A 26,456-nucleotide genomic window follows, 5' to 3' on the forward strand; every position below is an offset into this window, starting at 1 on the left:
AAAATGGGGTGAGGAAAGAATATTTCCTCACCCCAACATTTATTATAGAACCTTTTTTTTGCTTTTAAAGTGGGAACCATCTTCGGTTGACCCCTTTTTTTAATTCTTTTATAATGAAATTGCTTTTGAGCTGTTCCTATACGATTTATTATGTTGAGGGGGTTCCTATGAAACTGAAATTTACCAAGATGCAGGGCTGCGGTAACGACTATCTTTATGTCAATTGTATGGACGGGATGATTCCTGAGCCCGGTAAGATCTCAGCATACGTTAGTCCACGGCATCTTTCCGTTGGATCTGATGGACTGATTTGTATCTGCCCGTCTGACAAGGCTGATTTTCGCATGCGCATGTTCAATGCTGATGCATCAGAGGGCATGATGTGCGGCAACGGTTCGCGCTGCATTGCAAAATTTGTTTATGATAAAGGGCTTACCCAGAAAAATCCGATCACTTTGGAGACGCTGAGCGGCATTAAGACCATCGCCATGGACGTAGCGGATGGCAAGGTTGTATCCGCCACTGTTGATATGGGCGTTCCCATTACGGATCCTTCTTCCATTCCCATGACGTGGGAGAAAAGCATATGTCTTGATGAAACCATAACGGTCACCGTTGATGGGGCGCCCCTATCGCTTCGCGGAACCGGTGTTTCCATGGGAAATCCTCATTTTGTGACTTTTGTTGAGGACGTTGCCACCGCTCCCGTTGAGAAAGTGGGCCGCGTCATTGAGCACTCTTCTTATTTCCCGGAACGGGTCAATGTGGAATTCGTTGAAATCGTGGATGATAACCATGTCAAGTTCCGTGTTTGGGAACGCGGCAGTGGGGAGACCCTTGCCTGTGGAACCGGAGCCTGCGCTGTTGCCTATACGGCCATTACCTTGGGCAAAGCCGGACGCCGTGACCAATTCCTTACCGTTGAAGCTGTCGGCGGGCCCCTGCAGCTCAATTACCGCAGCGATGGCCATATGATGATGAAGGGACCGGCTGTCACTGTGTATGAAGGAGAGATGGAGATTCCTGATAACATCTTAAAATGAACATATTGTAAATTTAATGAGGATTTTTCCTTAAAAGATGTACAACTTCATTGACAAGGTCATAGTTTTACACTACAATGAGGAAAGCTTATTTTTCATCATATAACCCAATTTAGTGGATGTTGAGGGGGAATTATTATCTATGGCAATTGTAAATGGAAATTATGCAAAGCTTCAGGATAGCTATCTCTTTACGGATATTGCAAAGCGTGTTGCTGCTTTTACAGCGGCTCATCCGGAAAAGAAAATCATCAAGATGGGAATTGGTGATGTCACCCTGCCGTTGGCACCGTGCGTAGTTGACGCGATGAAAAAGGCGGTTGAGGAATTAGGGCATAAGGAAACATTTCGCGGCTATGGACCGGAACAAGGTTATGAGTTCCTGCATGAAGCCATTCAAAAGTATTATGCCCGTCATGGTGTGAAGCTGGATACGAAGGATATTTTTATCAGTGATGGGGCCAAAAGTGACTGTGGCAATATCACGGATCTTTTTGAAGATACAAATGTTGTTCTCGTCCCTAATCCTGTTTATCCGGTTTATGCGGATACGAACGTAATGCGCGGTCGCAAGATCCTTTATATGAATGGAACCCCGCAAAATCATTTCCTGCCCATGCCTGATGACAGTGTGAAAGCAGATATCATCTATCTGTGCTCACCCAACAATCCGACGGGAGCTGTTTATACGCGGGAACAGCTGGAGAAATGGGTCGCTTATGCACGGAAGAATGACGCCATCATCCTTTATGATGCGGCTTATGAGGCTTTCATTACGGATCCTTCCATTCCCCGTAGCATCTTTGCCATTCCCGGTGCCCGTGAATGTGCCATTGAGTTTTGCTCTTTCTCCAAGACGGCTGGTTTCACCGGAACCCGGTGTGGCTATACGGTTGTGCCTCAGGAACTGGTTCGCCGGACACCTGATGGGAAAGAACTCCACCTCAATACGATGTGGCTCCGCCGTCAGACGACAAAATTCAATGGGGTCAACTATTTTGTGCAGCGCGGCGCTGAAGCCGCCATGTCCGTCCTAGGCGAGAAGCAGTGCGGTGATATGCTGGACTATTATCGGGAAAATGCCCGCATCATGATGCGCACCTTTGATAAGAAGGGCTATACCTATTTTGGCGGTGTTCATTCCCCTTATGTTTGGATGCAGTGCCCGAAGGGAATGAAAAGCTGGGACTATTTTGATTATCTCCTGAACAAGCTTGCTATCGTTGGAACCCCTGGTTCTGGTTTTGGCAGCATGGGTGAAGGATACCTTCGTCTGACCGCGTTTGGCAGTCGTGAAGGAACGATTGAAGCGATGAAACGGATTGAAAAAGATTCACTGTAATTAGCAAAAATTATCGCAATCGTGTATAATGAAGGAAGCTACAATCTTGTAATGAAAGGATGACAAACATGAAAAAATTGATTGCTTTACTTGTTATGGTTATGAGTCTTGGTCTGTCCAGCCTCGGCCTTGCAAGTCCTGCCAGTGACGCCCTTAAAACGGAGGAACAGGCCGTTGACGCTGTAATGAAGGTACTCACGTCAAACACAGACCTGGCAACGGTTGAAACCTATTTTACGCCGGAACTGAAGAAGAACTTCACGGCCGCTGCGCTTAAAACCACGAAAAAGAATGTAGAAGACCAGATTGGCAAAATTTCTGATCTGAAGCTGTATCAGCTCCGTCGTTTTGACAATGCCGATGAGCTCGTTTATGTTGGTAAGGCCAATAAATCCCCGAATGCCCGTGTCGTTGTGATTTTTGATACGAAAGGCCGCAACCCCATGATGAACGGTCTTGTTATCATGCCCGCTGATATCCAAAAGGAAATCCAGCAGGCTCAGGCTGCACAGCAGGCGAAAAACAAGAAATAATAAAGTGCGAAAGATCAATCTGGGAGGAAACTTTTCTTCCCAGATTTTTTTGTTAAAAGGTCTTTATGAGGTTTTTTCATCTCTTCAGGTTGTTGCCCGAATAGGGGGCTGGGGTTTGCAAAGACCATTGAATTTCTGTATAATGATGAGGTACAGTAGCCTCTTAAGGAGGTGAAGGGAAGGAGTCTTATTATGTCAGATTGTGATCGTTGCTCCCAGTCGAGCTACGCAGGCTGCCCGTCTGCGAGTGAGAAAAAAGTTAATCCTCAAGATGTGGCCATCCATCAATTTCTTGGTCAGGTCAAACATAAATTCATTGTCATGAGCGGAAAGGGCGGAGTCGGTAAGTCTACGGTTTCCGTCGACCTTGCCCTTCTTTTGGCTGAAAAGGGTTTTAAAGTGGGTCTTCTTGATGTGGACCTTCACGGGCCCAGCGTTGCCGGTATGCTTGGCTTTTCCAATGCCCATTTGATGGCAAAGAAAGATCGTCTCCTGCCTTTTGAAGTTAATAAGAACCTTTGCTTCATTTCAGCTCAGGGACTGCTGCAAAGTGAAGATGATCCCCTCATTTGGCGCGGCCCTGTCAAAATTGGCGCCATTCGTCAATTCCTTTCCGATACGGATTGGCCGGCCCTTGACTATCTGATCATTGATTGCCCGCCTGGAACGGGTGATGAACCGTTGACCGTCGTCCAAACTATCCCTGATGCGGAAGCTATCATTGTGACGACGCCGCAGAAGGTTTCCTTGGCCGATGTGCGTAAGTCCGTTAACTTCTGTGATATGGCACATATCAAGATTCGCGGCATCATTGAAAATATGAGTGGTTTTATCTGCCCCCACTGTGGGGAAAAGGTTGATATCTTTAAGTCCGGCGGCGGCCGGCAGCTAGCCGATGAAAAGCAGCTGCCTTTCTTGGGACAGATTCCCATCGATCCCATGGTTGTTGCAGCTGAAGATGATGGCAAGCCGCTTCAAAACCTTAGTGAAGGCTGCCGCAAGGCCCTTGATGACATTGTAAGCAAGCTGTAATCGCTGTATAGGAAATTGGGCAGGAAGCCCTGCTGCTTTCTGACCGATTTTTCGCAAGGAGAAGTCCATGAAATTTTCATTGATCATATCGGATGGTTCCCATCCCTGCAGCACGGCGCCGCTACAGGGACCGGCAGAGGTCTGTTTCGAAAAGGCCGCTAAGCTGCAGGTCCAAGGCGTTCAGCTCACACTCGATTCGCCTGCGCGCTATCCCCTGGAGCTGATCCAGTCCCTGATGGAAAAGACGGGGCTCGCCGTTTCTGGCCTTGCGACAGGAGAGATTTACACAAGATGGGGATGCAGTATCGGGAGCGGAAATGAAAAAACGCGGCGGAAAGCCGTGGCAAGCCTGCAGGAACTGCTTTTCTACGGGAAAGAACTTGGCGCGCCCTCGCTCATCATCGGTGCCGTTCGGGGGCGTTTGTCCGATGCCCCAAGCGCGCCCCATTATTATCATCAATTTGAAGAGAGCATCCGTGAACTCCTGGAGACGGCATCGAAAGTGCATATCCCTTTGATCTTAGAAGCAAATGATCATGAGGAAACGGATGTCTTCTGTGACGTCGCGGAGACTTATGCCTTCACTCAGAAAATAGGGAGCCCTTGGCTTTCAATGTACCTTGATACAATGCATCTTTGGAATGAAAAGGCAGATCTCGTTGGCATGATTGAGCAATTTGGCAATAAGGTGCCCCAGATCGACCTTTCAGGACCGCAGCGAACGGCTCCGGGGCCTGCGTCCGCAATTGATTTCAGGGCCCTTATGGCGTCCTTACGGCATCTGTCATTTGCAGGCTGGCTCACGCTTGAAATGAGGCCTGTGGCACAGCTTGATGAGGTCCTCCGTTTTTTGCGGGACGAAGGCATGTAAGGATTCAGGAACTCCCTTTTTATAAGCTTATGGGAGCCGTAAAAATGGGTATGCATGAGACCTTTTGGCCTCTGGAAAGGATGGAACAATGAAATGTCTTAAGGCTACGGTAGCAGCCCTTGTCATCGCTGTCTTATGGGGGAGTGCTCCCGGAGTGTCTTTGGCTCAAAAAGCAGCACTGCCCCTTGCCGATGGGGAACTCTTTGTTTCCCAAAAAATTGTTGATGGAGGCAAGGTCTTATATAAGGGAACGACTGCAACCGATAACTGGAACCATGATCCGGAGGTCACTCCAGACGGTTTTGTTGGAACGGCCTTCGTACCGCGTCAAGTTGTCCTTGAAAAGATTGATGTGGCTGGGGTGGGGGATGTCAAACGGATGTATACAGCAAAAGAAAAGATCCAAGGCGCCCAGCAAAAATATCATGGCAAGGCTTATGACTCGTTTCTTGTCATTTATACGGCCATGGATACGGAAGGACGGGGTGGCCAAATGGCCATTCAAAAGGCCGAACTTTTTGGCCGTCTGCTCAATGTGACGGTTGCCATTGATGACCCCAAACGTACGGATACCCATGAGGATGAAGCCTTATTTACCGAAAGCGCCTTATGCCTTCCTTTAAAAGAATTGCCTCAATATGGGACCCTTCTCGTCCGTTTTGCTGATGTGACAGGTCACGGGCTGGGTCTTCAGTATGTCCAGCTTCAACTATAAAAAATGATACAAAAAGCTAATTTATTTCTATTTCAAGAAAATAAATTGGCTTTTTTATTGACCTTTTTCTCATTTAGCGTTACACTTTAGCCATTCTAGTAGAGAAGGGACGGTTAGTCATGATGCAGAATGCTTTACTTGGACAGGCTTTTGTGTATCGTTACCAGAGCTATTTTAGCTTTGGTTATTTTGCGTGCCCACAAAAGAATGTTTGTTCTACCGTAAAGCGAGTGCCGAATCCCCCTTGTGACTGACGATAGCAAGGCGGGTTTGATGATAGGTTTTGACCGTTCAAAGCAGACTCCTTACGAGCCTGCTTTTTTATTTTTAAGGAGGATGGTAGCAATGATTATCGTTATGAAGAAGGGTGCCCCAAAAGAAGCAATTGCAGGAGTGGAAGCGGGGCTTAAGAAACGTGGCTTTACAATCCATGAAAGCATGGGGGTAAACCAAACCATCTTGGGAATTGTGGGAGATACGAGTATTTTGGATCCTGAGGAGTTTCTCGTCAATCCCGATGTGGAAAAGGCCCTGCGCGTGCAGGAACCTTTTAAACGGGCCAACCGTATGTTCCATCCCGATGACAGCATCATCGATGTAAGCGGTGTTCCAGTAGGCGGGAAAAGATTTACTGTCATAGCGGGGCCCTGTTCCGTTGAAAGCCCGGAACAGATGAAAAATATCTCCCATTCCGTGAAGGAAAGCGGTGCCTCCATGCTGCGCGGCGGTGCCTTCAAGCCCCGCACTTCCCCTTATTCCTTCCAGGGGCTGGGAGATAAGGGGCTTGACATGATCCGTGAAGCGGGCAGCAAAGAACGGCTGCCTATCGTTACAGAAATCATGTCTGCCGACAAGATTGCGGAATTTGTCGAAAAGGTAGACCTCATCCAAGTCGGTGCCCGCAATATGCAGAACTTCACACTTCTCAAGGAACTGGGAAAGACGAATGTTCCAATCCTTTTAAAGCGCGGTCTTTCCGCGACCATTGAAGAGTGGCTCATGAGTGCGGAGTACATCATGAGTGAGGGAAACGAAAATGTCATTCTTTGTGAACGAGGCATCCGTACTTTTGAGACATATACCCGCAATACCTTGGATTTATCTGCTATCTGTGCCGTCAAACGGCTGAGCCACCTGCCTGTGATTGTTGATCCCAGCCATGCAACCGGAAAATCTTGGATGGTTGCCTCCATGGCGCGGGCCGCCCTTGCAGCTGGGGCTGACGGGTTGATCATTGAGACCCACAACGATCCCCAGCACGCCCTTTGTGACGGGGCACAGAGCCTTACCTTGCCCGCCTTCCATGACCTTATGGAAGACCTTCGCAAGATTGCTCCTGTCGTGGGCCGCGAGCTGTAATCCCTTTGGAAGAAAAGAAGCAGAGTGGGAGAAAGGAACCATTTACATGAAGTCACTGGAAGAAACGACGTTTGCCATCATTGGATTGGGTCTAATTGGCGGCTCTTATGCCAAGGCTCTGAAGAATCGGAACGCCCATAAAATCATCGGCATGGACCGTAATCATATTGTTTCCCTTATGGCTAAGGATGAGGGGTATATTACAGACATTGCTGATGAGGATCCTTCCCTTTTGCAGGGAGCGGATATCATCATCTGCGCCATGTATCCCGGAGCTTTTGTTTCTTTTGTCAAGGACCATGTGAAGTATTTCAAGAAGGACGTCCTGCTCACGGATGTAATGGGCATCAAAGGCAGCATTCCCGATGAAATCGACAGGCTTTTGGGCCCGGAAATGGATTTTGTACCGGCGCATCCGATGGCCGGACGGGAAGGCAAAGGATACGGTCAAAGTACCTCCCGGATTTTCGAAGGAGCAAATTTCATTGTCATCAAGCGGAAAGAAAATCGCCCGGAAAATGTAGCCTGGCTTCGTGCAATCGCACTTCAGATTGGCTGCGGCCGGGTTGTTGAACTATCTGCCAGGGAGCATGACGGCATCATTGCCTACACAAGTGATTTGCCCCATATCATGGCGGTGTCCCTCATGAACAGTGATTCCATGAAGGAAAATACCAAGTACTTCATTGCTGGCAGTTTCCGTGATGCAACAAGGGTCGCCGATATCAATGGGACGTTGTGGTCAGACCTCTTTCTCCTGAATAAGGAACCTGTCATTGCAGAAATCGAGCGCCTTGAAACCCAGCTGGAAAAATGGAAAAAGGCGTTAAAGGAGGGAGACAGGAAGACCCTCCTTGTCATGATGGATGAAGCAAAGAAGAAGAGAAGGGATATGTTCTATGGAAAAAATTGATGTTGCACTCGGACAGGATTCCTATACCATTGAAATTGCCAGAGGTCTGTGGAAGGATGTCGGGACAAAGATCCGCAGCCTTTCCAAAGCCGAAAAGGTTGCTGTCATTACGGATGACACGGTGGATGCCCTTTATGGCAAAGCGCTCGAAGAAAAACTTTCCAAGGAAGGCTTTATGGTTCGCCGGTTTATTTTCCCTCATGGGGAGCACCATAAGACTCTTGCGGTCTTTGAAACCATGGTCAGGGCCTGTGCCCAGTTTGGAATGACCCGGTCGGATCTGGTTGTGGCTTTGGGCGGCGGCGTCGTGGGAGATCTTGCCGGCTTTGTGGCTGCGTCTTTTCTGCGGGGAATTGATTTTATCCAAATCCCAACAACGCTTCTTTCCCAGATTGACAGCAGCGTTGGTGGTAAGGTCGCTGTGGATCTGCCAGAAGGAAAAAATCTCGTAGGCGCTTTCTACCAGCCGCGAGGCGTATTCATCGACCCGGATCTGCTTGATACCTTGCCAGTCCGTTACCTCCATGACGGTTTTGCGGAGGTCATCAAATGTGGGGCCTTCGGCAGTGCTGACTTTTTTGCCGCGTTGGAATCGCTTCCTGATGATCGGGCGATTCTTGCTGCAGCCGAATCCATCATTCATCGCTGCATCCTTATCAAGGTTGCGGTTGTCGAAAAAGACGAGCGCGATACGGGGGCCCGTATGGTTCTTAATTTTGGTCATACCATCGGACATGCTGTGGAACGGTATTATCACTATGAAAAGTATACCCATGGGGAAGGCGTTGGCATTGGGATGGTCCGTCTTACCCAAAATGCGGAGCGTCTGGGACTTGCTCAAAAGGGCACGGCCGAGAAAATCAAGACCTTGCTGGCTCGTTTTGGCCTTCCTACAGGCGTTTCCATGAACCCGGAGGACATTGTCCGTGGCATTGCTTTGGATAAGAAAAAAAGGGGGCATGAGATTACCCTTGTGATTGTGCCGGAAATCGGTCAGCATCTTTTGAAGAAAGTTTCTTTTGATGAATTGATGCCATATGTGGAGGATAAACCATGACGACCTTGACCTTGATGCCGTCGCTCTTAGCGGGAACGGTAACGGCCCCTTCTTCCAAAAGCATGGGCCATCGTTTCCTTATCTGTGCCGCTCTTGCCCAAGGTGAGAGCTGGATTCGTGATGTCAGTTTTTCCAAGGATATTGCCGCGACTAGACGCTGTCTGGAAGCGCTTGGTGCGACCATTATGGAAGGTCCTGGGGAAAAAGGCCGAAAAACCTATTTCGTAAAAGGTCAGCCGCCTCATCAAAAATCTCCTCTTATGGACTGCGGGGAATCGGGTTCAACCTTGCGTTTCCTCATCCCCTTGGCAGCCCTTGACGGCAATTGCTACAACTTCATTGGGGAAGGCGAACTGGGAACACGTCCCTTGACACCATATGAAACCCTTTTTAAGGAAGAAAACCTTCATTTTCACTATGGATCGGAGCGTCATTTTCCTCTTTCGGTTCAAGGTCCCTTAAAAAGCGGCCATTTTGTGGTTCCCGGTGATGTGAGCAGTCAGTTCATCAGCGGTCTTCTTTTTGCCTTGCCACTCCTTCAGAGGGATTCTACCATTGAAATCACTGGCTCTTTTGAATCCCAAAGTTATGTGGCGCTTACCCTGTCCGCCCTGAGCACATTTGGCGTCCACGTTTTTCAAGATGAACCGCGCTTGTATCGCGTTTTGGGCGGTCAGGCCTATCGACCCTACAGCGGCAGCGTAGAAGGAGACTTTTCTCAAGCCGCTTTCTTTCTGGTTGCCGGTGCGTTAGGAAAAGGAATATCGATTCGAGGCGTCAAGACAAGTTCCCTTCAGGGAGATAAGGCAATTCTTCCGATTTTACAGCGTATGGGGGCTAAATTTGAAGAAGGCCCGGAAAGCCTAACGATTCACCCCTCATCCCTTCATGGCATTCGCATCGATGCCTCGGACTGCCCCGATCTTGTTCCTATTCTTTCTGTGGCCGCTGCCCTTGCAAAAGGTACGACGGAAATCATTCATGCTGAACGGCTGCGCCTCAAGGAATGCGACCGCCTTAAAGCCATGGCATCGGAACTTACTAAAATGGGTGCCCACATTGAGGAGCGCCCCGATGGACTTATTATCAGGGGAGTGCCGATGCTTCACGGTGCAGGGGCAGATAGCTGGAATGACCATCGCGTTGCGATGAGTCTCGCCATTGCTGCAACACGTTCGGACGGTCCTGTTATCCTAACAGGCAGTGAAAGTGTACAGAAATCGTATCCTCAATTTTGGCAGGACTATGAATCATTAGGAGGAAAAATCAAATGAGTTCTACAGTCGGAATGCGGCTTCGTATGACTATTTATGGCGAATCCCACGGTCCTTCCATTGGAATCGTTCTTGATGGCCTGCCGCCCAATATCACAATCGATCTGGGCGCTATTGAAAAAGAAATGGCGCGGCGCGTACCGGGTCAGTCCCCGCTTTCCACACATCGGAAGGAAACGGATCAATTTACTATTGAAAGTGGTTTTTTTGAAGGGAAGACGACCGGAACGGCTCTATGTGCCCGCATTGTGAATCACGATGCCCATTCCAAGGATTATTCCCTGTTAAAGGATGTCATGCGTCCCAGCCATGGCGATTATCCGGGCTATGTGAAGGCTCATGGAGCCAATGATTACCGTGGCGGTGGGGCTTTTTCGGGCCGCCTCACAGCGCCCCTTGTCTTTGCAGGCGCTGTGGCTAAACAGCTGCTGCGCCAAAAAGGAATCGTCATCGGGGCTCATGTGGCCCGCATTGGTTCGGCCTGCGATCGGCCGTTCCATCCGTTGGGAGAAACTGACGAAACGCTGCTGCACCTTGGCGATCATTACCTTGCCACCTTGGATGATAAGGTGCGTGCGGTCATGGAAAGCGTCATCCGTTCCGCCCAGGAGGACAAGGATTCCGTTGGCGGCGTCATCGAATGTATGGCTCTCCATCTTCCCGTGGGGCTCGGGGAACCCTATTTCGATTCTGTAGAAAGCACGCTGAGCCAGTTGCTCTTTTCCATACCTGCCGTTAAAGGCGTAGAATTTGGGGATGGATTTTCCCTTGCCGGAATGCGGGGCTCTGAGGCCAATGATCCGATGACAATCAAAGGGGATAAGGTCGTTACGACGACAAACCGCAATGGCGGTATCCTGGGAGGCCTTACAACGGGCATGCCCCTCTTGTTCCGTGTTGTCGTAAAGCCGACGGCTTCCATCTATCAACCGCAGCATACGGTGAATATCAAGACCCATGAGGAGACCATACTTGAAATCAAGGGTCGCCATGATCCCTGCATCGTGCCCCGTGCCGTTCCTGTTGTGGAAGCCATGACGGCATGGGCCCTGTGTGACCTCATGCTTTGCCGGGAGCGTGAGCTTTAATGGGACAGGCAAAACGTAGGATTGGACATCAGGGGGTGCCCGGGGCTTATAGTGACCTTGCGGCAACCAGCTTTTTTGCAGGCATGGATTATGAAAAAAAGGCTTTTCCTTACTTTGAAGATGTTGTTGTCGCCGTCATGGACGGGACCATCGACTATGGGGTCCTTCCCATCGAAAATTCTTCCACAGGCGGCATTACCGATGTCTATGACCTAATTCGAAAATACCATGCCTATATTGTAGGAGAAAAGATTGTCAAGGTGGAGCACTGCCTTCTTGTCTATGACGATACGCAGCTGGAAGAAATTCGGGAGGTCTATTCCCATCCACAGGGGCTGTCCCAGTGTCATGCCTTCTTTCGTTCCCATCCTTTTTTGCGGGCCGTTCCCTGTAGCAATACGGCGGAGGCTGCCCGTATGGTGGCAGAGCGGAAGAAGCGTACCCTTGCTGCCGTGGCTGGCATCCAAGCTGCGGAAACCTATGGTCTTTCAGTCCTTATGCGCGGGATCCAGACAAATCAAAGCAACTACACCCGCTTTGTCATTATCGGAAAGAAAAAGGAAATCAGCCCTAAGGCAGACAAGATGACTCTTGTCGTGACCCTACCCCATGAGCCCGGTTCCCTGTACCGCGTTCTTTCCCATTTTGATGAGGAATCCATCAATATGACGAATATCGAGTCCCGTCCCATTCCGGGACGGCCATGGGAATATTTTTTCCACATGGATATTTCCGGTCATGAAACGGATGAAGCGGTTCAGCGGGCCCTTCGAGGCATTCGAGGAGAACGAGCCCATTATACCCTCTTAGGAAATTACGAAGCCGATGGAACTATGTCCCATCTGTAGGAAAGAAGATAGGAGATTGTTATGAAAGTAGGACTTGTAGGAAAGGTCTTAGGTCATAGTTGGTCCTCTAAGATCCACGAAGCCTTTTTTAAAGAAATGGGGATAACAGGAAGCTATGAACTCATAGAGGTTCCTCAAGATAAAATTGACCATTTTTTTGCCTCGGCTGCTCAGCAGTTCGACGGACTCAATGTTACCATTCCCTATAAAGTGAAGGCTCTTCATCATATGCCTGCCATGAGCCAGGCCGCCCAAAAAATTGGGGCTGCCAATACCCTTGTTTTTACCAAGGGACGGAAGGAAGCCCATAATACGGATTACCTGGGGTTTGGCAGACTTCTTGATCATGAAGGCATCCATCTTTCGGGAAAAAGAATCATTATCCTTGGAACGGGGGGCGCGGCTCGTGCCGTTCTGCAGTATGTCCTTGATCAGGCTCCGAAGGAAATCATCATCATGGCGCGCAATATGGAAAAAGGTAAGCGGGAATTGATTGATTTCCTTGCGCGGGCACCGGAGGTTACCATGATGGACTATGATCACCAGCGGGACCTTCCTTTTCATGATACCATCATCAATACGACGCCTGTGGGAATGAGCCCCCATACGGGATTTTCTCCCGTCCGTCCTGAGGTCTTTGCAAAGACGCGAGAAGCCGCAGTCGATATTGTTTATAATCCGACAGAGACGAAGTTCATGCACCTTGCCAAAAGAGCGGGTGTGCCATGCTGTAACGGCCTTTATATGCTTGTTGCCCAGGCCATCGCCTCAGAAGAAATTTGGCTGGACCAAAAAGTAGACCGTTCCATTGTGGAGTGTATCGCCGCACGCTTAGAGGAGGAACTCCATGGATAACCTCATTTTTATTGGGCTTCCAGGCTGCGGAAAAAGTACCATTGGAGCCATGGTGGCAAAAGCACTGGCCCTGCCCTTTTACGATGCGGATATCGTCACGGAACGTCTTGCTGGTGAAACCATTCCCCATATGTTTGAAAAAGGGGAAGCTTATTTTCGGATAAGGGAAACAGAAGCGATTCGTCAGCTTTGCCAAAAGAATCGCTGCGTCATTTCTTGCGGCGGCGGTGTTGTGACGAGAAAGGAAAATATGGCCCTTCTAAAAAAAGCAGGGACCATCTTTTTCCTTGACCGTGATGTAGAAGCTATCATTGCCTCCGTTGATACCTCGACACGGCCCCTTCTTGAAGAAGACGCAGAAAAAGTTCGGGACATTGACCAAAAACGGCGCCCTCTTTATGAAGGCTATGCCGATGTCAAGATTCCTGTGGGAAGCGCATTCAAAAAGACAGCGGCTTTCATTGTGGAGATTTGGAACAAGCGGACTTGATAGAATCTTCCTATGAATTCAATAGAAAACTGAATAGTGACAAAATTTTCTGCCCCTTATACAATGAAGACAGAACAATCGGTTTTACTGTCCTGCTTCTGGAAGAAGCAGAGAAAATGGGAGGAAATGTGTCATGTTACCGAAAAAGATCCGCATCTGCGAAGTGGGCCTTCGCGATGGTCTCCAAAACGAAAAAAGAATGTTTACGACAGAGGAAAAGCTGGAACTCCTCGATGGGATGGGAAAAGCAGGCTTCAGCGTCATTGAAGTCGGGTCTTTTATGAGTCCTAAGGCAGTCCCCCAAATGGCCAATACTGATGAAGTCTATGAGAAGCTGGAGAAAGTCCCTGGTGTGGAGTATCGTGCCCTCATTGCCAATCTGCGCGGAGTGGAGCGGGCCATTGCCTGCGGCTGCAAGAAGGTAAAGCTCAATGTTTCGGCAAGTAGGGCCCATAACCTGGCAAATCTCAACCGGACGCCGGAAGAAAGTGTTGCTCGCTTTGGTGACTGCGTTACCTGCGCCAAGGAAGCGGGTCTTGAGATTTCGGGATCCATCTCCATGGCTTTTGGATCTCCTTGGGATAAGGAAATCCCCATCGGTGCTGTCGCCTCCATCGTAGAAGCCTACATGGCGGTTGGTATCAATGAGATTTCCCTTTCTGATGCATCAGGTATGGCTTTTCCGCCCCAAGTTCAGGAAATCTGTGCCTACATGAAGAAGCATTATCCTAAAAACATGTGGTGGCTGCATTTCCATAACACGCGGGGCCTTGGCATGGCCAATATCCTTGCGGGCATGCAAAGCGGCTTCACCCAGTTTGATTCGAGCTTTGCCGGTGTGGGCGGCTGTCCTTTCGTTCCTGGTGCAGCAGGCAACGTGGCAACAGAAGACGTCCTGAACCTTTGTGAGGAAAGCGGCATCGATACAGGCATCGATTTTGATAAAGCCTTGGAAGTGAGCCGCCGTGTGGCTCAGCTTGTGGCCCATCCGACGGACAGCTATCTCCTGCGAGCAGGTAAGAGCAGAGATCTATTCCGGGAGATTCCTACGGGACAAGGTAAAAATGAAACCATGAAATGAGAAAGTGGATGCTTTTTATCTTTTTTTTACTAATTTTTTGAGAAAAAAATAAGACTCATAAGGGGAGTCGTACGAAATTGGCGTCGTGCGGCTCCTTTTCTTATGTTTTTGGATGCTGTCGGGAGAATCCATGAAGAATGATAAATTCATCGAATTTATTCATGAAAAGAAAATATAGAGTGGTGATAGGGAAGGAAATCGTAGACAAAAACAAGAAAATAGATGAATAAAATTGTAAAAATAAGGGAGCTTGTCTTCCTTGTTTTGATGATGAAAAGGCGTAACTATGCCTGTTCTCAGGTTTCTACCTATTACTTGGCAAATAATATATCGATATTATTCATATATTTTTAAAAACAATGTATTGGAAATGTCAGAAAATTCATCCTACAATGGAACCATAAGAAAAGGCGGACTCATTACTTCCTGAACGGAAAAAGTAGGAGGATTCACTATGACAAGAAAAATTTCCTTGGCCTATCTTACAGTGCCGGGAATGGACCCTTTGGCCCAAGTCAAGATGGCATCAAAGGCGGGTTATGATTATGTTAGTCTGCGGACAATCCCTATGGGGCAGGCGGGGGAACCGCAGGTCCACTTGGAAAATGATCCAGGATTGTTCGCAAGTATTCAGGTTGCCTTAGAGGAGACATCCCTGCAGCCGCTCGATATCGAGTTGGTTCGAGTAAAGGAAGACCTTCCTCGTGATTACCGAGGTGCTTTTGAGTGTGCTGCAAAACTCGGATTTACAGACGTCCTTTCCAGTGTGTGGACAATGGATCATGGCTTTGCCGTCGACTGCTACGGAAAGATCTGTGAAGATGCCAAGGAATTTGGTCTCACCATGAATTTGGAGTTTCCTGTGATTTCGGGCCTTGTGAATCTGCCCGATACGCTCCAGTTCCTTAAGGAAGTCGGCGCCGATAACGCTAAAGTTCTTTTGGATATGCTCTACTGCTACTGGTCAGGCGTGACGGTGGAAGACCTCAAGAAGCTCGATCCCTCCTTAGTTGGCGTGATCCATCTTTGTGACTGTCCCAAAAATGAAAAAGCATACAAACCAGTTGAAATCATGCGGGAAGCACGGGAATATGTGGGCCGCGGTGCGATTCCCGTTAAGGACTACCTGAAAGTACTGCCTGAAGGGCCTTGTTCCATTGAACTTCCAAATAAAAAATATATAGAAACCTATGGAGAAGAAGGACACATCCGAAATTGTCTTGAAACGGCACGGGAGTATCTCACCGCAGCCGGTCTGTGAAGAAAGAAGGTCAGGAATGATGAAGGTCGATATCAATACGAAAATGATTACTCTTTTGGGACTTCCTTTGACGCAGTCCTTTGCTGCAAGGATGCAAAACAAAGGGTATGAAGCAGCTGGGCTCAATATGGTCTACTTTTATACGGAAACGGATAATGAGCATTTGGGAGATATTGTGAATGGCCTGCGATATATGAATTTTGCTGGATTTGCCGTAACAAAGCCAAATAAAGTCAAAGTGTTGGAGTATCTTGACGAACTTGATCCCCTCTGTCAAAAAATGGGGTCCAGCAACACCGTTGTCAAGACGCCAGAGGGCAAGCTTATCGGCTACAACACGGATGGCGTTGGTTTTTATACAGCCCTGACGGAAGAGGCCGGTGTGAAGGTCGATCAGTGTGTCTTCTTCTGCTTTGGCGGCGGCGGGGCGGGCCGCGCCATGTGTTCTATCCTTGCTTACCACGGGGCTCGCAAGATTTACATCACAGACAAGTTTGAAGGCTGTGCCAAGTCCCTCGTCGATGACATCAACAAGAATTTTGCTCCTGTCGCAGAGTTCGTCCCTTATGGAGACTTTTCGAAACTATCGGCCTGCGATGTGGTCCTTAACGCCAGCGGCGTTGGCATGGGGCGTTCCATCGGGGAAACGCCGCTCCCCAAGGAATACATGAAACCGGAACAGCTTTATTTTGACGCTTGTTATAATCCTGCAAAGACACAGTTTCTCCTGGATGCTGAAGCAAAAGGCTGCCGCATCCTGAACGGCCTTGGCATGAGCCTTTACCAAGGGGCTGCCCAGATTGAACTGTGGACAGGGAAGAAAGCTCCTGTTGAAGCGATGCGGGAAGAACTCCTCGCCATCCTTGCGGAAAAGAAATAATAGCTGAAAACAGCAAAGGAGGCATGCTGTATGCGCCTAATCAAATGGTTAGATGAACATCTTGAAGAAACCTTGATGATTATTCTCTTGATTATCATCGCTTGTGTCACCATGATCCAGGTCATTGTCCGAAAAGTTCCCTGGCTCACATCCCTTACCTGGGCTGAAGAATTTTGCCGGTTCATGTGGATCTGGAGCGTATTCATTTCCCTCCCCTATACCATTCGGATGGAGAATATGCTCCGCGTCGGTGTTCTCGTCGATCTTCTTCCCCAGGCCATGAAAAAGATCATTGGCATCATCGTAGATTTAATCAATATGTTCTGTATGGGCCTGTTGGGATTTTATTCCTTTGAAGTGTTGGAAAACATTTACACCAGCCATGAATTTTCACCGGCCATGGAATGGCCTATGTGGATTGTTTATGCGGTTATGCTCTTTGGCTATGTTCTTGCAACTATCAGGGCCTTTCAGGTCATGATCCTTCATGTCAAACGGTTCCATGAACGGGAACTGACCACCCTTGAACAAACCATGCAGGATGCAGCTAAGGAAGCTGAAATGGCGAAAGGAGGAGATGAATAATGGCAGCATTGCTTGTATTTGTTGTATTCCTTGTCGCAATCGCCGTTTCCATTCCTATTGGAACAAGTATGATTCTGGGCTCGATTTCCCCAATTCTCCTGATGCATCGGGGCGGATCTCTCGTCCAGCTCATCAATAATACGTTTTCCGGTGCGAACTCTACGCCGATTCTTGCTGTACCGCTCTTTATCTTAGGCGGGGTCATCATGGCAAAAGGTGGAATCAGCCGCAAGCTTTTTAACTTCTTCGCCTTCTTCGCTGGAAGGCTTCCCGGCGGCCTTCCCTGTGCTGTTATCCTGACCTGCCTGTTCTATGGGGCCATCTCTGGTTCCGGCCCGGCCACCACGGCTGCTGTCGGTGCTATGTGCGTACCTTTCTTGACGGATCTTGGTTACGATCGGACCTGGAGTGCAGGTCTCATAGCCGTTGCCGGCGGACTTGGCGTCATCATTCCTCCTTCCATCCCCTTTGTGCTCTATTCCCTTGCAACGGGCGTATCAACAGGTGATCTCTTTTTAGGCGGCGTGTTCCCTGGTCTGCTTATTGGCGTAATGCTCATGGCTTATGCTGTCTTCTACTGCGTGAAACATGGCGAAGACAAGGAAAAAATCAATGCTCGCATGGAAGAACTCAAAAAAGAAGGGCTTCCGAAACTTTTCAAGGACAGCTTTTGGGCACTTCTTTGCCCGGTTGTCGTCCTGGGCGGTATCTACAGCGGTTTTGTAACACCGACAGAAGCGGCTACGGTTTCTGTTTTCTACGCGCTTTTTGTTTCTCTCTTTATCTATAAGACCATTTCCGTTAAGGAATTGATTCCTCTTTGTGCAGAATCAGTAAAAACATATGGCGGCCTTGCCTTCGTCCTTGCTTTTGCTACGGCTTTTGGCCGTGTCCTTAGCTTGACTCGCGCTACTCGTGCCGTGGAAACTTTCATCTTGGGAAATTTCCATTCCAGCATTGCTGTCCTGAGTGTCCTTGTCATTATCTTCCTGCTTCTTGGGATGGTCATGGATACAGGGCCTGCTATCATTATCCTGGCTCCTGTTCTGCTGCCGGCCTGCGAGAAACTGGGCGTTGATCCGGTTCATCTTGGCGTTATCCTCGTTTGCTGTCTGTCCATCGGGCTTGCAACACCGCCTTTTGGTCTTGATCTTTTCGTGGCAGGAAATATTGCCCAAGAACAGCCCATGGATGTTGCGAAAAAGGCCGTGCCTTTTATCGTTTCCTTCCTTGTGGCCCTCGTCCTCATCACTTATATTCCTTGGTTTTCGACCTATCTGCCAAGTATTGTGAAATAAGGTTTTCCTCTGGGAGTTATTCCTAGGGCCTATAAAGGAATTTTATTTTAAGGAGGTATTTTTCATGAAAAAAACGTTTCGTAAACTGGCGGCTGCTGTTTTGACAGGTGTCCTGGCTCTTTCCCTTGCTGGCTGCGGCGGTGATTCAAAAGAACAGAAATCTGCCGGTAAAGGTGAATATGCCAATCTGAAGGAAGTCGTCCTCATCGGTGCGGATACGGCCGGCAAAGGGTCGGCAGGCCAACAGTTTGGAGAACTCGTTTCCAAAAAAGTCGATGAAATTACAGGGGGGAAGCTTCAGATTGAATATCATCCCAACGGCGACCTCGGTGGGGATGAAGACCTATTAAGACAGCTGAAATCCAATGATATCCAAGTTTTTGTCAGTCAGCCGGCACCCGTCGTTTCTTTTATTCCTGAAATGGCTGTCTTCGACTTGCCCATGGCTTTTGCCAAATATGATGGCCCCACGATTGATAAGGTCCTCAATAATCCGGAATCAAAGTTCTATAAACAGCTGGCTGCAGCCTACGATAAAGCAGGTTTCCATTATATGGGCATGCTGCAGAACGGCACCTTCCGTCTTGCGACGGCCAATACCAACCTGAAGGACCTCGATGCCTATAAAGGCCTTAAAATCCGCACCATGAGCAATAAGAACCATATGGCTTTTTGGACTGCTATTGGTGCAGAACCGACACCGCTTGCTTTCTCTGAACTGTATTTTGCTCTGCAAAGCGGGACGGTTAATGCGGAAGAAAACGCAGCCGATACGATCGTGACCATGAACTTCAATGAAGTCCAGAAATTCCTAGCTCCGACCAACCATGTCCTTTATACGAATCAGCTTGCTATGAATAAAAAAGCTTATGAATCGCTTGATCCTGCTTACCAGAAAGCCCTGAACCAGGCGGTGTCCGAAGCCCTGAAGGAACTGGCACCAAAACTGGGTGAAATCGACAAGCAGAACAAGGAAACCCTTGAGAAAAAAGGCATGACCATCATCAAATATGACAAGTCTTTCTATGATCAGGTTCTTGCCCTTGATTCTGTTAAAGCGCTCTACAAGGATATCAACAGCCAGATTAATGGCATTGGTGATGTCCTCATGCAGGAACTGGATGCCGCTGCGAAAAAGTAAGTAGCTCTGTTCGACAGAAAGGAAGGTGGATGTGGGATGCCTCAAAAATGGTCAGCATTTTTCTACCTTGTATTCACCTTCTTTATCTGGAGCAATAACTATATCGGCGGTAAGGTGATTGCCGAGGCTGTACCGCCCTCCGTGCTTGCCATGATCCGCTCCTTTATTGGAACCAGCTGTCTGTTTTGGATGGCAAGGAAGGAGCTGAAAACACCGATTGATCAGAAGGATCGCAAATGGTTTTTTCTTATTGGCATGTTGGCTTATTTTGTAACGTTCCAGATGGTGCAGCTTGGTATCAAATTGGCTGGGGCTTCCACGGCAGCCCTCATCAATTCCACCAACCCCGTTGTGATTACACTCCTAGCAGGGTTCATTCTTAAGGAATCACTTACAGTCATTAAGCGAGTTTGTCTCTTTCTGGCTCTTCTCGGCACGTTCATTATTACTCAGGGTGCTTCTGGTTCAGGAGAAATCATGGGAATCCTCTTCATGATTATATCGGTTCTCTCCTTTGGGTTTGCCTCAATCCAGATGCGGCGCCTTACCCAAAAGTATGCCCCCATCTTGATTACGTTTTATGGAATGCTCATTGGCAGTCTCCTTTCTCTCCCTGTGGGAATCTACAGCAGCCTGCGGGAACCTGTCAGCCTGACGCCTTTTGTGGTGCTTGTTCTTCTTTACCTTGGCATCATGGGATCCGGTGTGGCCCAGTTTACATGGACCAAGGCTCTGTCTGAACTGCCGGCAAGTACCTGTTCGCTTTTTTATCCGCTCCAAGCCGTTTTTTCTGCTGTTTTGGGTGCCTATTTGCTCGGAGAGTCCTTTACCGTCCATTTCTATTTGGGACTGATTCTTATCTCGGCTGATATTCTCCTGAATTTTTGGGACACGAGACGGAACCAGTTTCCTGAAAAGTCTTGACGAAAGGCCTGTGTTTAAGGAATGATAAAGGGAAATAGAGGAGGGCCCCCATGAACCTACAATGGCTGATTTACTTTCAAACGATTGCAGAATTGGAAAACTACACCCAAGCAACAAAAAAACTCCATGTGAGCCAATCTAATCTGAGTCATGCTATGCGGTCCTTGGAAGAGAAACTTGGTGTGGAACTTTTTGAAAAGGATGGCCGGAATATCCGTCTGTCCAAATATGGGGAAATCTTTCTCCCTTATGTCAATAAAACGCTGGATTCCCTCGATGAAGGTATCGCTAAACTAAAGGAATTCCTTGATCCCAATACAGGAACCATCGAACTTGCTGGTTTTCCTTCCGTGGCTCAGTTTTCAACGGACCTTATGGTTCGCTATCAGTCAGAAACAAATCGCTATGACGTGCATTTTCAGTATGCACAGATTGGCTGGTACGAAATCCATGAACTTATCGTATCTGGGAAAATAGACCTGTGCATTGCTACGAAATTTGAGGAACCAGAAGTGGCGGGCACTTATATTGGAGACCATCCCTTGGTCGTTATCGTTCCAGAAAACCATTATCTAGCGTCACGTGAAAGGGTGGATCTTCGGGAACTCCAGGATGAAAATTTTATTGGCTTCAATCAGAACGGGCAGCTTGCTCCCATGCTGCAAAAGACATTTGCTTCCTTAGGCATTGAACCTCGGGTCGTTTCAAGGACGCCCAGTGACCTCATCATTTATGGGCTGGTTGCCGGCGGACGCGGTGTATCCGTTGTTCCCTTCCCACTTACCCATTACGCACCTTTTGGAACAAAGCTCCTTTGTATTGAAAATGATATTCCCAAGCGGCGTCTCTACCTGCAGTGGAACAAAGAAAAGTTCCTCCCGCCGGCAGCTCGCTACTTCCGTGATTATGTAATCCGCAGTGAAGAAGTCTTCACGCAGTATTTCAAGAGAGTTAATATTGGTCCTGAGACCATAGGAGGATGAAAAAATGGCAAAGAAACTGATTGCTGATTTGATGGTTGATTATCTCGAACGTCGGAATGTCAAATATGTCTTTGGCCTCTGCGGCCATACGGTCATTGGTATGCTCGATGCTCTGAGCCGTTCGAAAAAGGTGAAATATATTTCCAATCGCCATGAAGCGGTTGCCTCTACGGCAGCTGATGGCTATGCCCGTGTAACCCATAAGGCTTCTGTCGTCCTCTGCCATCTTGGACCGGGGCTGACGAATGTTTTGACCGGTGTAGCAAACGCCGCATTTGACTCTATTCCTATGGTCGTCATTGCAGGCGATGTACCGAGCTATTATTTTGGAAAGCATCCTCATCAGGAAGTCAATATGCATGGTGATGCCACGCAGTATAAGATTTTGGAACCCGTCGTCAAGCGTGCTTGGCGCGTTGATGATCCTGAAGCCCTCGGGGAAATCATGGATAAGGCTTTCCGTCTGGCTGAATCGGGTCGCCCTGGACCGGTCCTCATTGATATGCCCATGGATATGTTCTCCCGCGAAGTGGAAGACTACCTATGGGATCGCACCTATAAGGACAGCCACATCACTATGAAACCGGCCCTAGATCCAGAAGCGGCCAAAGGCATTGCCAAAAAACTGGTCGAAGCAAAGAATCCGGTCCTTCATGCCGGCGGAGGAATCCTCCTTGCCCAGGCTTCGGACGAACTGGCGGATCTTGCTGAATTCCTTGATATCCCTGTTTCTCGCACCCTGATGGGGCAGGGCTGCCTGCCAGATAATCATCCCCTCATGGTTGGTCAGACGGGCTTCTGGGGTCTTGAATTTACCCATTCCCTCACCGTAAACGCTGATGTCATTCTTGGCCTAGGTACCCGTTTTGCGGAAGCGGACAGCTCCAGCTGGTATCGGGGTGTCACCTTCGATCCCGACCATACGGAATTCCTCCAGATTGACATCGATCCCATGGAAATTGGCCGTAACTATCCTGTTTCCATCGGGGCCATTGGAGATCTCAAACTGGGCCTCAAACAAATCCTGGAAGAAGTCAAGAAAATCTGCCCTGAAGGGAAAAAGAATCCGGAACTGCGTGCCAAGATTGCCAAAGCGAAGAAAGCCTTCAAGGAAAGCAATGTTGCCATTTCTACGGATGGCCGTTTCCCTATGACGCCGCAGCGTATCCTCCATGATGTGAAAGCTGTTGTTCCGGAAGATGCTCATATCTTTACCGATGTGGGCTGGAATAAGAACGGCGTAGCTCAGCAGTTTGATGTCAACGTACCCGGCACGATCCATCACTCTTCCGGTCTTGCCACCATGGGCTTTGGTGCCTCTGCCGTCCTGGGCGGCAAGCTCGCAGCCCCCGATAAGGTCTGCCTTACCCTTACGGGTGATGGCGGGTTTGGCGTTAACCCGACTTGCCTTGCTACTGCTGTGGAACAAGGTATTGCCTGCACTTGGGTGGTTATGAACAACTCCGCTTTTGGGACCATTGCCGGTCTTGAAAATGGAAACTATGGGACTAAGTTCGGTACCGTCTTCCAGACGCCGGACGGCAAGAGCTATTCGCCGAGCTGGGCCGGTGTGGCTAAAGCCTACGGTGTAGAATCCATCTGTGTCCAGTCTGCTGATGAATTCCTGCCGGCTATGAAAAAGGCCATGGCTGCCAACAAGGAAGGCCGTCCTTTCCTCGTGGAAGCTCCCATGGAAAACATCGTTGTGCCGACGCCGGGCTGTTGGAACATCAACGATATTTACAGCCCGAGTGCTCTTGTCAAGGAAGGGAAACTTGTCAAGGATGAGAAGGGTCGTTTTGTCGCACCGAATCACGCAAAATCTCATAAAGGAAAATAAGTGGGAATTGAGGGGGCTTCTGAGAAAGGAGGCCCCTTTTTTGATAAAACGTGTCTTGTAGGACCAACCTCACAATCTTAATAGAATGATTCTATGGTAATGACAAAAAATGGATATTGGAGAATGCCCGCCAGCCTGCTCTATAATAGAGACAAACAAGAAAGGAAGGGCTTAGTATGCAAGAACGTATGACAACGAAACTGCGTCGACTTCTTAAGGAAAAGGACTACCTCATGGCTCCTTGCGCCTATGACGCGCTGACCGCAAAATGTATAGAAGCATCAGGCTTTGACCTCATTGGGACGACGGGCTACGGCATGCATGGTGCCATGATCGGGACGCCTGACACGGGTCTTTTGGGGATGAATGAAACGGTGGCTGCTCTCAGCAAGATGCAGAATGCCGTTGATATTCCTATCCTCGCTGATGGGGAAGGTGGCTATGGCTCCGCCCTCAATGTCATCCGTATGATACGGGAATATGAAAAGACCGGCATTGGGGGTGTCTTCATTGAAGACCAAACCCAGCCGCCTAACTGCCCCTTCATTATGAAACCTCAGCTCATCAGCAAGGAAGAAATGGTGGGCAAGATTAAAGCTGCCGTTGATGCTCGCCGTGACGATGACCTTGTCATCGTAGCTCGGACCGATGCACCCTTTGAAGAAGCGGTTGAACGGGCCAATGCCTACATGGATGCCGGTGCCGACATGGTCAAGATTCTCCCTAAGACCCATGAGGAACTGCTGAAGCTCCCTAAATTGGTCCACGGACCGATTCATCTGGGCCTTTATGTAGGAAAAGGTATCAATGACGGCATGACCGCAAAGGACTGCGGGGAATTGGGCTATAAGATCATTACTTTCCCCATGAGCTGCCTTTTTGCAGAAGTCGCCGCTGTCATGAAAGTTCTAAAGTATATCAAAGAAAACGAGATGGCCGAGGGCTATCCTGGTGATCTTATTGCCTTCAACGACTACCTGAAATTCATCGGTGTCGACAAGATTAAGGAATACGGTAAGAAATACCTGAAAGGGCCACAGTACGAGGGACTTTTCTAAGAAAAATAAAAAAGGGCTGTGAAGAAATGAGTTTATCATTTCTTCACAGCCCCTTTTTTGTGTCTATTTTCGGTTCTTCACGCATTTTGGGGGATGCCAAATCATACGTAGGTGACAGGTGCCGAATCAAGGTAAAAAAGTATCTGTCGTTCTTGTACCCATATGCATTCCGTTTGGCACCCTTGATCTTGTTGCTGTACCCTTCCAATCGGCCTGTGTTAATAGGGCATTTGGCGTGGTTTGCCAGACCGTCGATTCGCTTTTTCTTCAGCTTGGCGAATCGTGTTCCAATGGATGCCCGTTATCTTCTGCACTCCGGCAATCGTAAGTCCCTGGGCGAGCAGCGATGGAATCTACACAGAGGCCCGTTTGGTGATTCTCGTTCCAGGACATCTGTACGGATTGAGTTCCGTAACCGTTTTCTGACAGCAAGGACACCGGAAGCGGTGTCCCTCGAAGAGGACAGTGCACCGGGCATTCGGCTGCATGGACACCGTCCTTAGGTGGGTTCGGTACGCGCTATAGACATGCATCGGCTTTACGCAGTAAGGGCAGAGAAAATCGGTATGACGTTTCTGACTGGTGATCATCCATGCCGTGGAATCGTCTAAAGGATCCTCAGGGATCCAAACGAGGTAATCGGGGTCTTGACAAAACAGGCCAGTTTGAATAATGTATCGGATAGAGGACATCTCACTTCTCCTTTACTTTGATTTAGCCACCTTGTATTTTGGAAAATTTGATGTCCTTTTTCAATATTTATTTGTCTATGACCCCACAAATTTCCGTGAAGAACCATAAATTCTACCACAAATAGGCCCACCCGGTTCAATTGAATCGGACGGGCCTATTTGTATGAGGCTATCATTTCACAGCCCCCTTTTTTATTTTTGTAGATTACAGCGGCTCCGATGCGGCGTAGTGCTGCACAATCCAGTTCCGCACTTTCTTGACAACAGGCGACAGGGGCCGGGTTTTGTCCCAGCTGAGGTAGACTGTACGGAAGAACTCCTGTTCATTTTCATTGATGGGAATGGCGACAACCCGTTCCGTCTGCATGGCAGGGACTTCAGGAAGAATGGACACGCCAAACTTCAGGGCTACATACTGCAGGGCCGTGTTGCATTCCTGGACTTCAAAAACCATATTGGGAATCATGGATCGCTTGATAAAAGCCTGATCAAGCTGGGCCCGGAGACTGCTTGTCTTGTTGAGAAGGACCATCGGTTCTTTGGCAAAATCAGCAAAGGTCACGGAATTTTTTTTGGCAAGAGGATGTTCCAGATAGACTGTGAGGTACAGTGGCTGCTTGGTCATGGTGACGCCATCCAAGGCTTCATCTCTTCCCGTTGTGAATGCAAGGTCCAGTTTCCCGTTTTTAAGTTGTTCACAGATATTGTAGGAAGTATCTTCCATGAATTGGAAGCGAATATCCTGGTTTTCTTTTTCTTCATAAAGAGCTTTCACGATGGGGGGGACCAAGGAGGCAGAAATGGAGTGAAAATAGCCTAGACGGATATTCATAGGAGCTTTATCTTTCATCTGACGCAGTGTTGCCTTTCCCTCTTCCAATAGGGCCATTGTTTTTTTGACATAGGGAAGGAAGCGTTCTCCATAGGGAGTTAAGGCAATTTTACGTTTTTCCCTTTTAAAAAGACTGACCCCCAGTTCCTTTTCCAGTTCTGCAATGGAATAGGAAAGGGAGGGCTGGGAAATATGGAGTTCTTCCGCAGCGCGGGTATAATGAAGGACCCGGGCCAAGGTTTCGAAATAAAGAAGCTGCAGTAGGGTCATGGAATCACCTCGTTCGTTCATACCTTCTTTCATCTTATTGTATCATGAGAGTTGGTCCTTGGATATGGAAAAACCGGAAAAGATCTTTATCAGGGAGCTTTTAGAAAGAAACTTTCAGAATAATATAAAGAGTTTGATAGAAGTTCTCTATAAATAGATGAGAAAACGCGTATTGGACTTTACTGCCTATC

The 26,456-nt window shown here is 48.5% G+C and carries 26 protein-coding genes; 24 read left to right on the forward strand and 2 right to left on the reverse strand.

What is annotated here, in order from left to right; translation table 11 throughout:
* Positions 1 to 173: 173 nt before the first annotated feature.
* From dapF to DW817_RS08775, 24 genes are all read left to right on the forward strand, one after another.
* The gene (dapF, locus tag DW817_RS08660; protein ID WP_009015157.1) at positions 174 to 1,043 is read left to right on the forward strand and encodes a diaminopimelate epimerase; all 870 of its coding nucleotides are present in this window, start codon (positions 174 to 176) and stop codon (positions 1,041 to 1,043) included.
* Between the two features lie 142 nt (positions 1,044 to 1,185).
* Complete coding sequence (locus DW817_RS08665) at positions 1,186 to 2,385, forward strand: LL-diaminopimelate aminotransferase (RefSeq protein WP_009015156.1); 1,200 nt, start codon at positions 1,186 to 1,188, stop codon at positions 2,383 to 2,385.
* A gap of 68 nt (positions 2,386 to 2,453) precedes the next feature.
* Positions 2,454 to 2,918 carry a hypothetical protein gene (locus DW817_RS08670; protein WP_016459777.1) on the forward strand — a complete coding sequence of 155 codons (465 nt, stop codon included), beginning with the start codon at positions 2,454 to 2,456 and terminating at the stop codon, positions 2,916 to 2,918.
* A gap of 192 nt (positions 2,919 to 3,110) precedes the next feature.
* Positions 3,111 to 3,950: an Mrp/NBP35 family ATP-binding protein gene (locus DW817_RS08675; protein WP_120112096.1), complete on the forward strand. Its 840-nt coding sequence runs from the start codon at positions 3,111 to 3,113 to the stop codon at positions 3,948 to 3,950.
* A 67-nt stretch (positions 3,951 to 4,017) separates the two neighbouring features.
* Positions 4,018 to 4,821: a sugar phosphate isomerase/epimerase gene (locus DW817_RS08680; protein WP_120112100.1), complete on the forward strand. Its 804-nt coding sequence runs from the start codon at positions 4,018 to 4,020 to the stop codon at positions 4,819 to 4,821.
* Between the two features lie 88 nt (positions 4,822 to 4,909).
* Positions 4,910 to 5,536, forward strand: a complete 627-nt coding sequence (locus DW817_RS08685) for a hypothetical protein (protein WP_243634106.1) — start codon at positions 4,910 to 4,912, stop codon at positions 5,534 to 5,536.
* A gap of 345 nt (positions 5,537 to 5,881) precedes the next feature.
* Positions 5,882 to 6,895 (forward strand): 3-deoxy-7-phosphoheptulonate synthase, encoded by a 1,014-nt coding sequence (gene aroF, locus DW817_RS08690; protein WP_120112103.1) that lies wholly within the window; start codon positions 5,882 to 5,884, stop codon positions 6,893 to 6,895.
* Entirely contained in the window at positions 6,840 to 7,808 is a 969-nt protein-coding gene (locus DW817_RS08695; RefSeq protein WP_226828512.1) for a prephenate dehydrogenase, read from the forward strand. Before aroF ends, DW817_RS08695 begins: the two co-directional genes overlap by 56 nt.
* Positions 7,795 to 8,865, forward strand: a complete 1,071-nt coding sequence (gene aroB / locus DW817_RS08700) for a 3-dehydroquinate synthase (RefSeq protein ID WP_016459774.1) — start codon at positions 7,795 to 7,797, stop codon at positions 8,863 to 8,865. The genes DW817_RS08695 and aroB overlap by 14 nt, the downstream gene beginning before the upstream one ends.
* Positions 8,862 to 10,139, forward strand: coding sequence for a 3-phosphoshikimate 1-carboxyvinyltransferase (gene aroA, locus DW817_RS08705; protein WP_021736848.1), 1,278 nt, complete (start codon positions 8,862 to 8,864; stop codon positions 10,137 to 10,139). Before aroB ends, aroA begins: the two co-directional genes overlap by 4 nt.
* Positions 10,136 to 11,227 (forward strand): chorismate synthase, encoded by a 1,092-nt coding sequence (gene aroC / locus DW817_RS08710; protein ID WP_120112106.1) that lies wholly within the window; start codon positions 10,136 to 10,138, stop codon positions 11,225 to 11,227. The genes aroA and aroC overlap by 4 nt, the downstream gene beginning before the upstream one ends.
* Positions 11,227 to 12,075, forward strand: a complete 849-nt coding sequence (gene pheA / locus DW817_RS08715; RefSeq protein ID WP_120112110.1) for a prephenate dehydratase — start codon at positions 11,227 to 11,229, stop codon at positions 12,073 to 12,075. Before aroC ends, pheA begins: the two co-directional genes overlap by 1 nt.
* A gap of 21 nt (positions 12,076 to 12,096) precedes the next feature.
* Positions 12,097 to 12,930, forward strand: coding sequence for a shikimate dehydrogenase (locus DW817_RS08720; RefSeq protein ID WP_022227267.1), 834 nt, complete (start codon positions 12,097 to 12,099; stop codon positions 12,928 to 12,930).
* Positions 12,923 to 13,420, forward strand: a complete 498-nt coding sequence (locus DW817_RS08725; RefSeq protein WP_120112113.1) for a shikimate kinase — start codon at positions 12,923 to 12,925, stop codon at positions 13,418 to 13,420. The genes DW817_RS08720 and DW817_RS08725 overlap by 8 nt, the downstream gene beginning before the upstream one ends.
* Before the next feature lie 133 nt (positions 13,421 to 13,553).
* Positions 13,554 to 14,501 carry a hydroxymethylglutaryl-CoA lyase gene (locus DW817_RS08730; RefSeq protein WP_009015144.1) on the forward strand — a complete coding sequence of 316 codons (948 nt, stop codon included), beginning with the start codon at positions 13,554 to 13,556 and terminating at the stop codon, positions 14,499 to 14,501.
* Positions 14,502 to 14,955: 454 nt separating this feature from the next.
* Positions 14,956 to 15,762 (forward strand): sugar phosphate isomerase/epimerase, encoded by an 807-nt coding sequence (locus DW817_RS08735; RefSeq protein ID WP_120112116.1) that lies wholly within the window; start codon positions 14,956 to 14,958, stop codon positions 15,760 to 15,762.
* 19 nt (positions 15,763 to 15,781) lie between these two features.
* Positions 15,782 to 16,642, forward strand: a complete 861-nt coding sequence (locus DW817_RS08740; RefSeq protein WP_016459772.1) for a shikimate dehydrogenase — start codon at positions 15,782 to 15,784, stop codon at positions 16,640 to 16,642.
* A gap of 30 nt (positions 16,643 to 16,672) precedes the next feature.
* On the forward strand, positions 16,673 to 17,227 hold the full coding sequence (locus DW817_RS08745) for a TRAP transporter small permease (RefSeq protein ID WP_009015141.1): 555 nt from the start codon (positions 16,673 to 16,675) through the stop codon (positions 17,225 to 17,227).
* Positions 17,227 to 18,525, forward strand: coding sequence for a TRAP transporter large permease (locus DW817_RS08750; RefSeq protein ID WP_014127999.1), 1,299 nt, complete (start codon positions 17,227 to 17,229; stop codon positions 18,523 to 18,525). Before DW817_RS08745 ends, DW817_RS08750 begins: the two co-directional genes overlap by 1 nt.
* Positions 18,526 to 18,589: 64 nt before the next feature.
* Positions 18,590 to 19,666 (forward strand): TRAP transporter substrate-binding protein, encoded by a 1,077-nt coding sequence (locus tag DW817_RS08755; RefSeq protein WP_014128000.1) that lies wholly within the window; start codon positions 18,590 to 18,592, stop codon positions 19,664 to 19,666.
* Positions 19,667 to 19,702: 36 nt separating this feature from the next.
* Positions 19,703 to 20,590, forward strand: coding sequence for a DMT family transporter (locus tag DW817_RS08760; protein WP_009015138.1), 888 nt, complete (start codon positions 19,703 to 19,705; stop codon positions 20,588 to 20,590).
* A gap of 50 nt (positions 20,591 to 20,640) precedes the next feature.
* Positions 20,641 to 21,573, forward strand: coding sequence for a LysR family transcriptional regulator (locus DW817_RS08765; RefSeq protein ID WP_009015137.1), 933 nt, complete (start codon positions 20,641 to 20,643; stop codon positions 21,571 to 21,573).
* Between the two features lie 4 nt (positions 21,574 to 21,577).
* Positions 21,578 to 23,413, forward strand: coding sequence for a thiamine pyrophosphate-binding protein (locus tag DW817_RS08770; protein WP_009015136.1), 1,836 nt, complete (start codon positions 21,578 to 21,580; stop codon positions 23,411 to 23,413).
* 176 nt (positions 23,414 to 23,589) lie between these two features.
* Positions 23,590 to 24,471, forward strand: a complete 882-nt coding sequence (locus tag DW817_RS08775) for an oxaloacetate decarboxylase (RefSeq protein ID WP_016459771.1) — start codon at positions 23,590 to 23,592, stop codon at positions 24,469 to 24,471.
* Between the two features lie 43 nt (positions 24,472 to 24,514).
* On the opposite strand, the gene DW817_RS11100 is transcribed toward DW817_RS08775, so the two are convergent.
* Entirely contained in the window at positions 24,515 to 24,763 is a 249-nt protein-coding gene (locus DW817_RS11100) for a transposase (RefSeq protein WP_120112119.1), read from the reverse strand.
* A 605-nt stretch (positions 24,764 to 25,368) separates the two neighbouring features.
* Positions 25,369 to 26,265 carry a LysR family transcriptional regulator gene (locus DW817_RS08785; protein ID WP_009015134.1) on the reverse strand — a complete coding sequence of 299 codons (897 nt, stop codon included), beginning with the start codon at positions 26,263 to 26,265 and terminating at the stop codon, positions 25,369 to 25,371.
* Between the last annotated feature and the right edge of the window lie 191 nt (positions 26,266 to 26,456).

Origin of the sequence: Acidaminococcus sp. AM33-14BH, assembly GCF_003603525.1 — a bacterium.
In the GTDB taxonomy this organism is placed as follows: Bacteria; Bacillota; Negativicutes; order Acidaminococcales; family Acidaminococcaceae; genus Acidaminococcus; species Acidaminococcus intestini.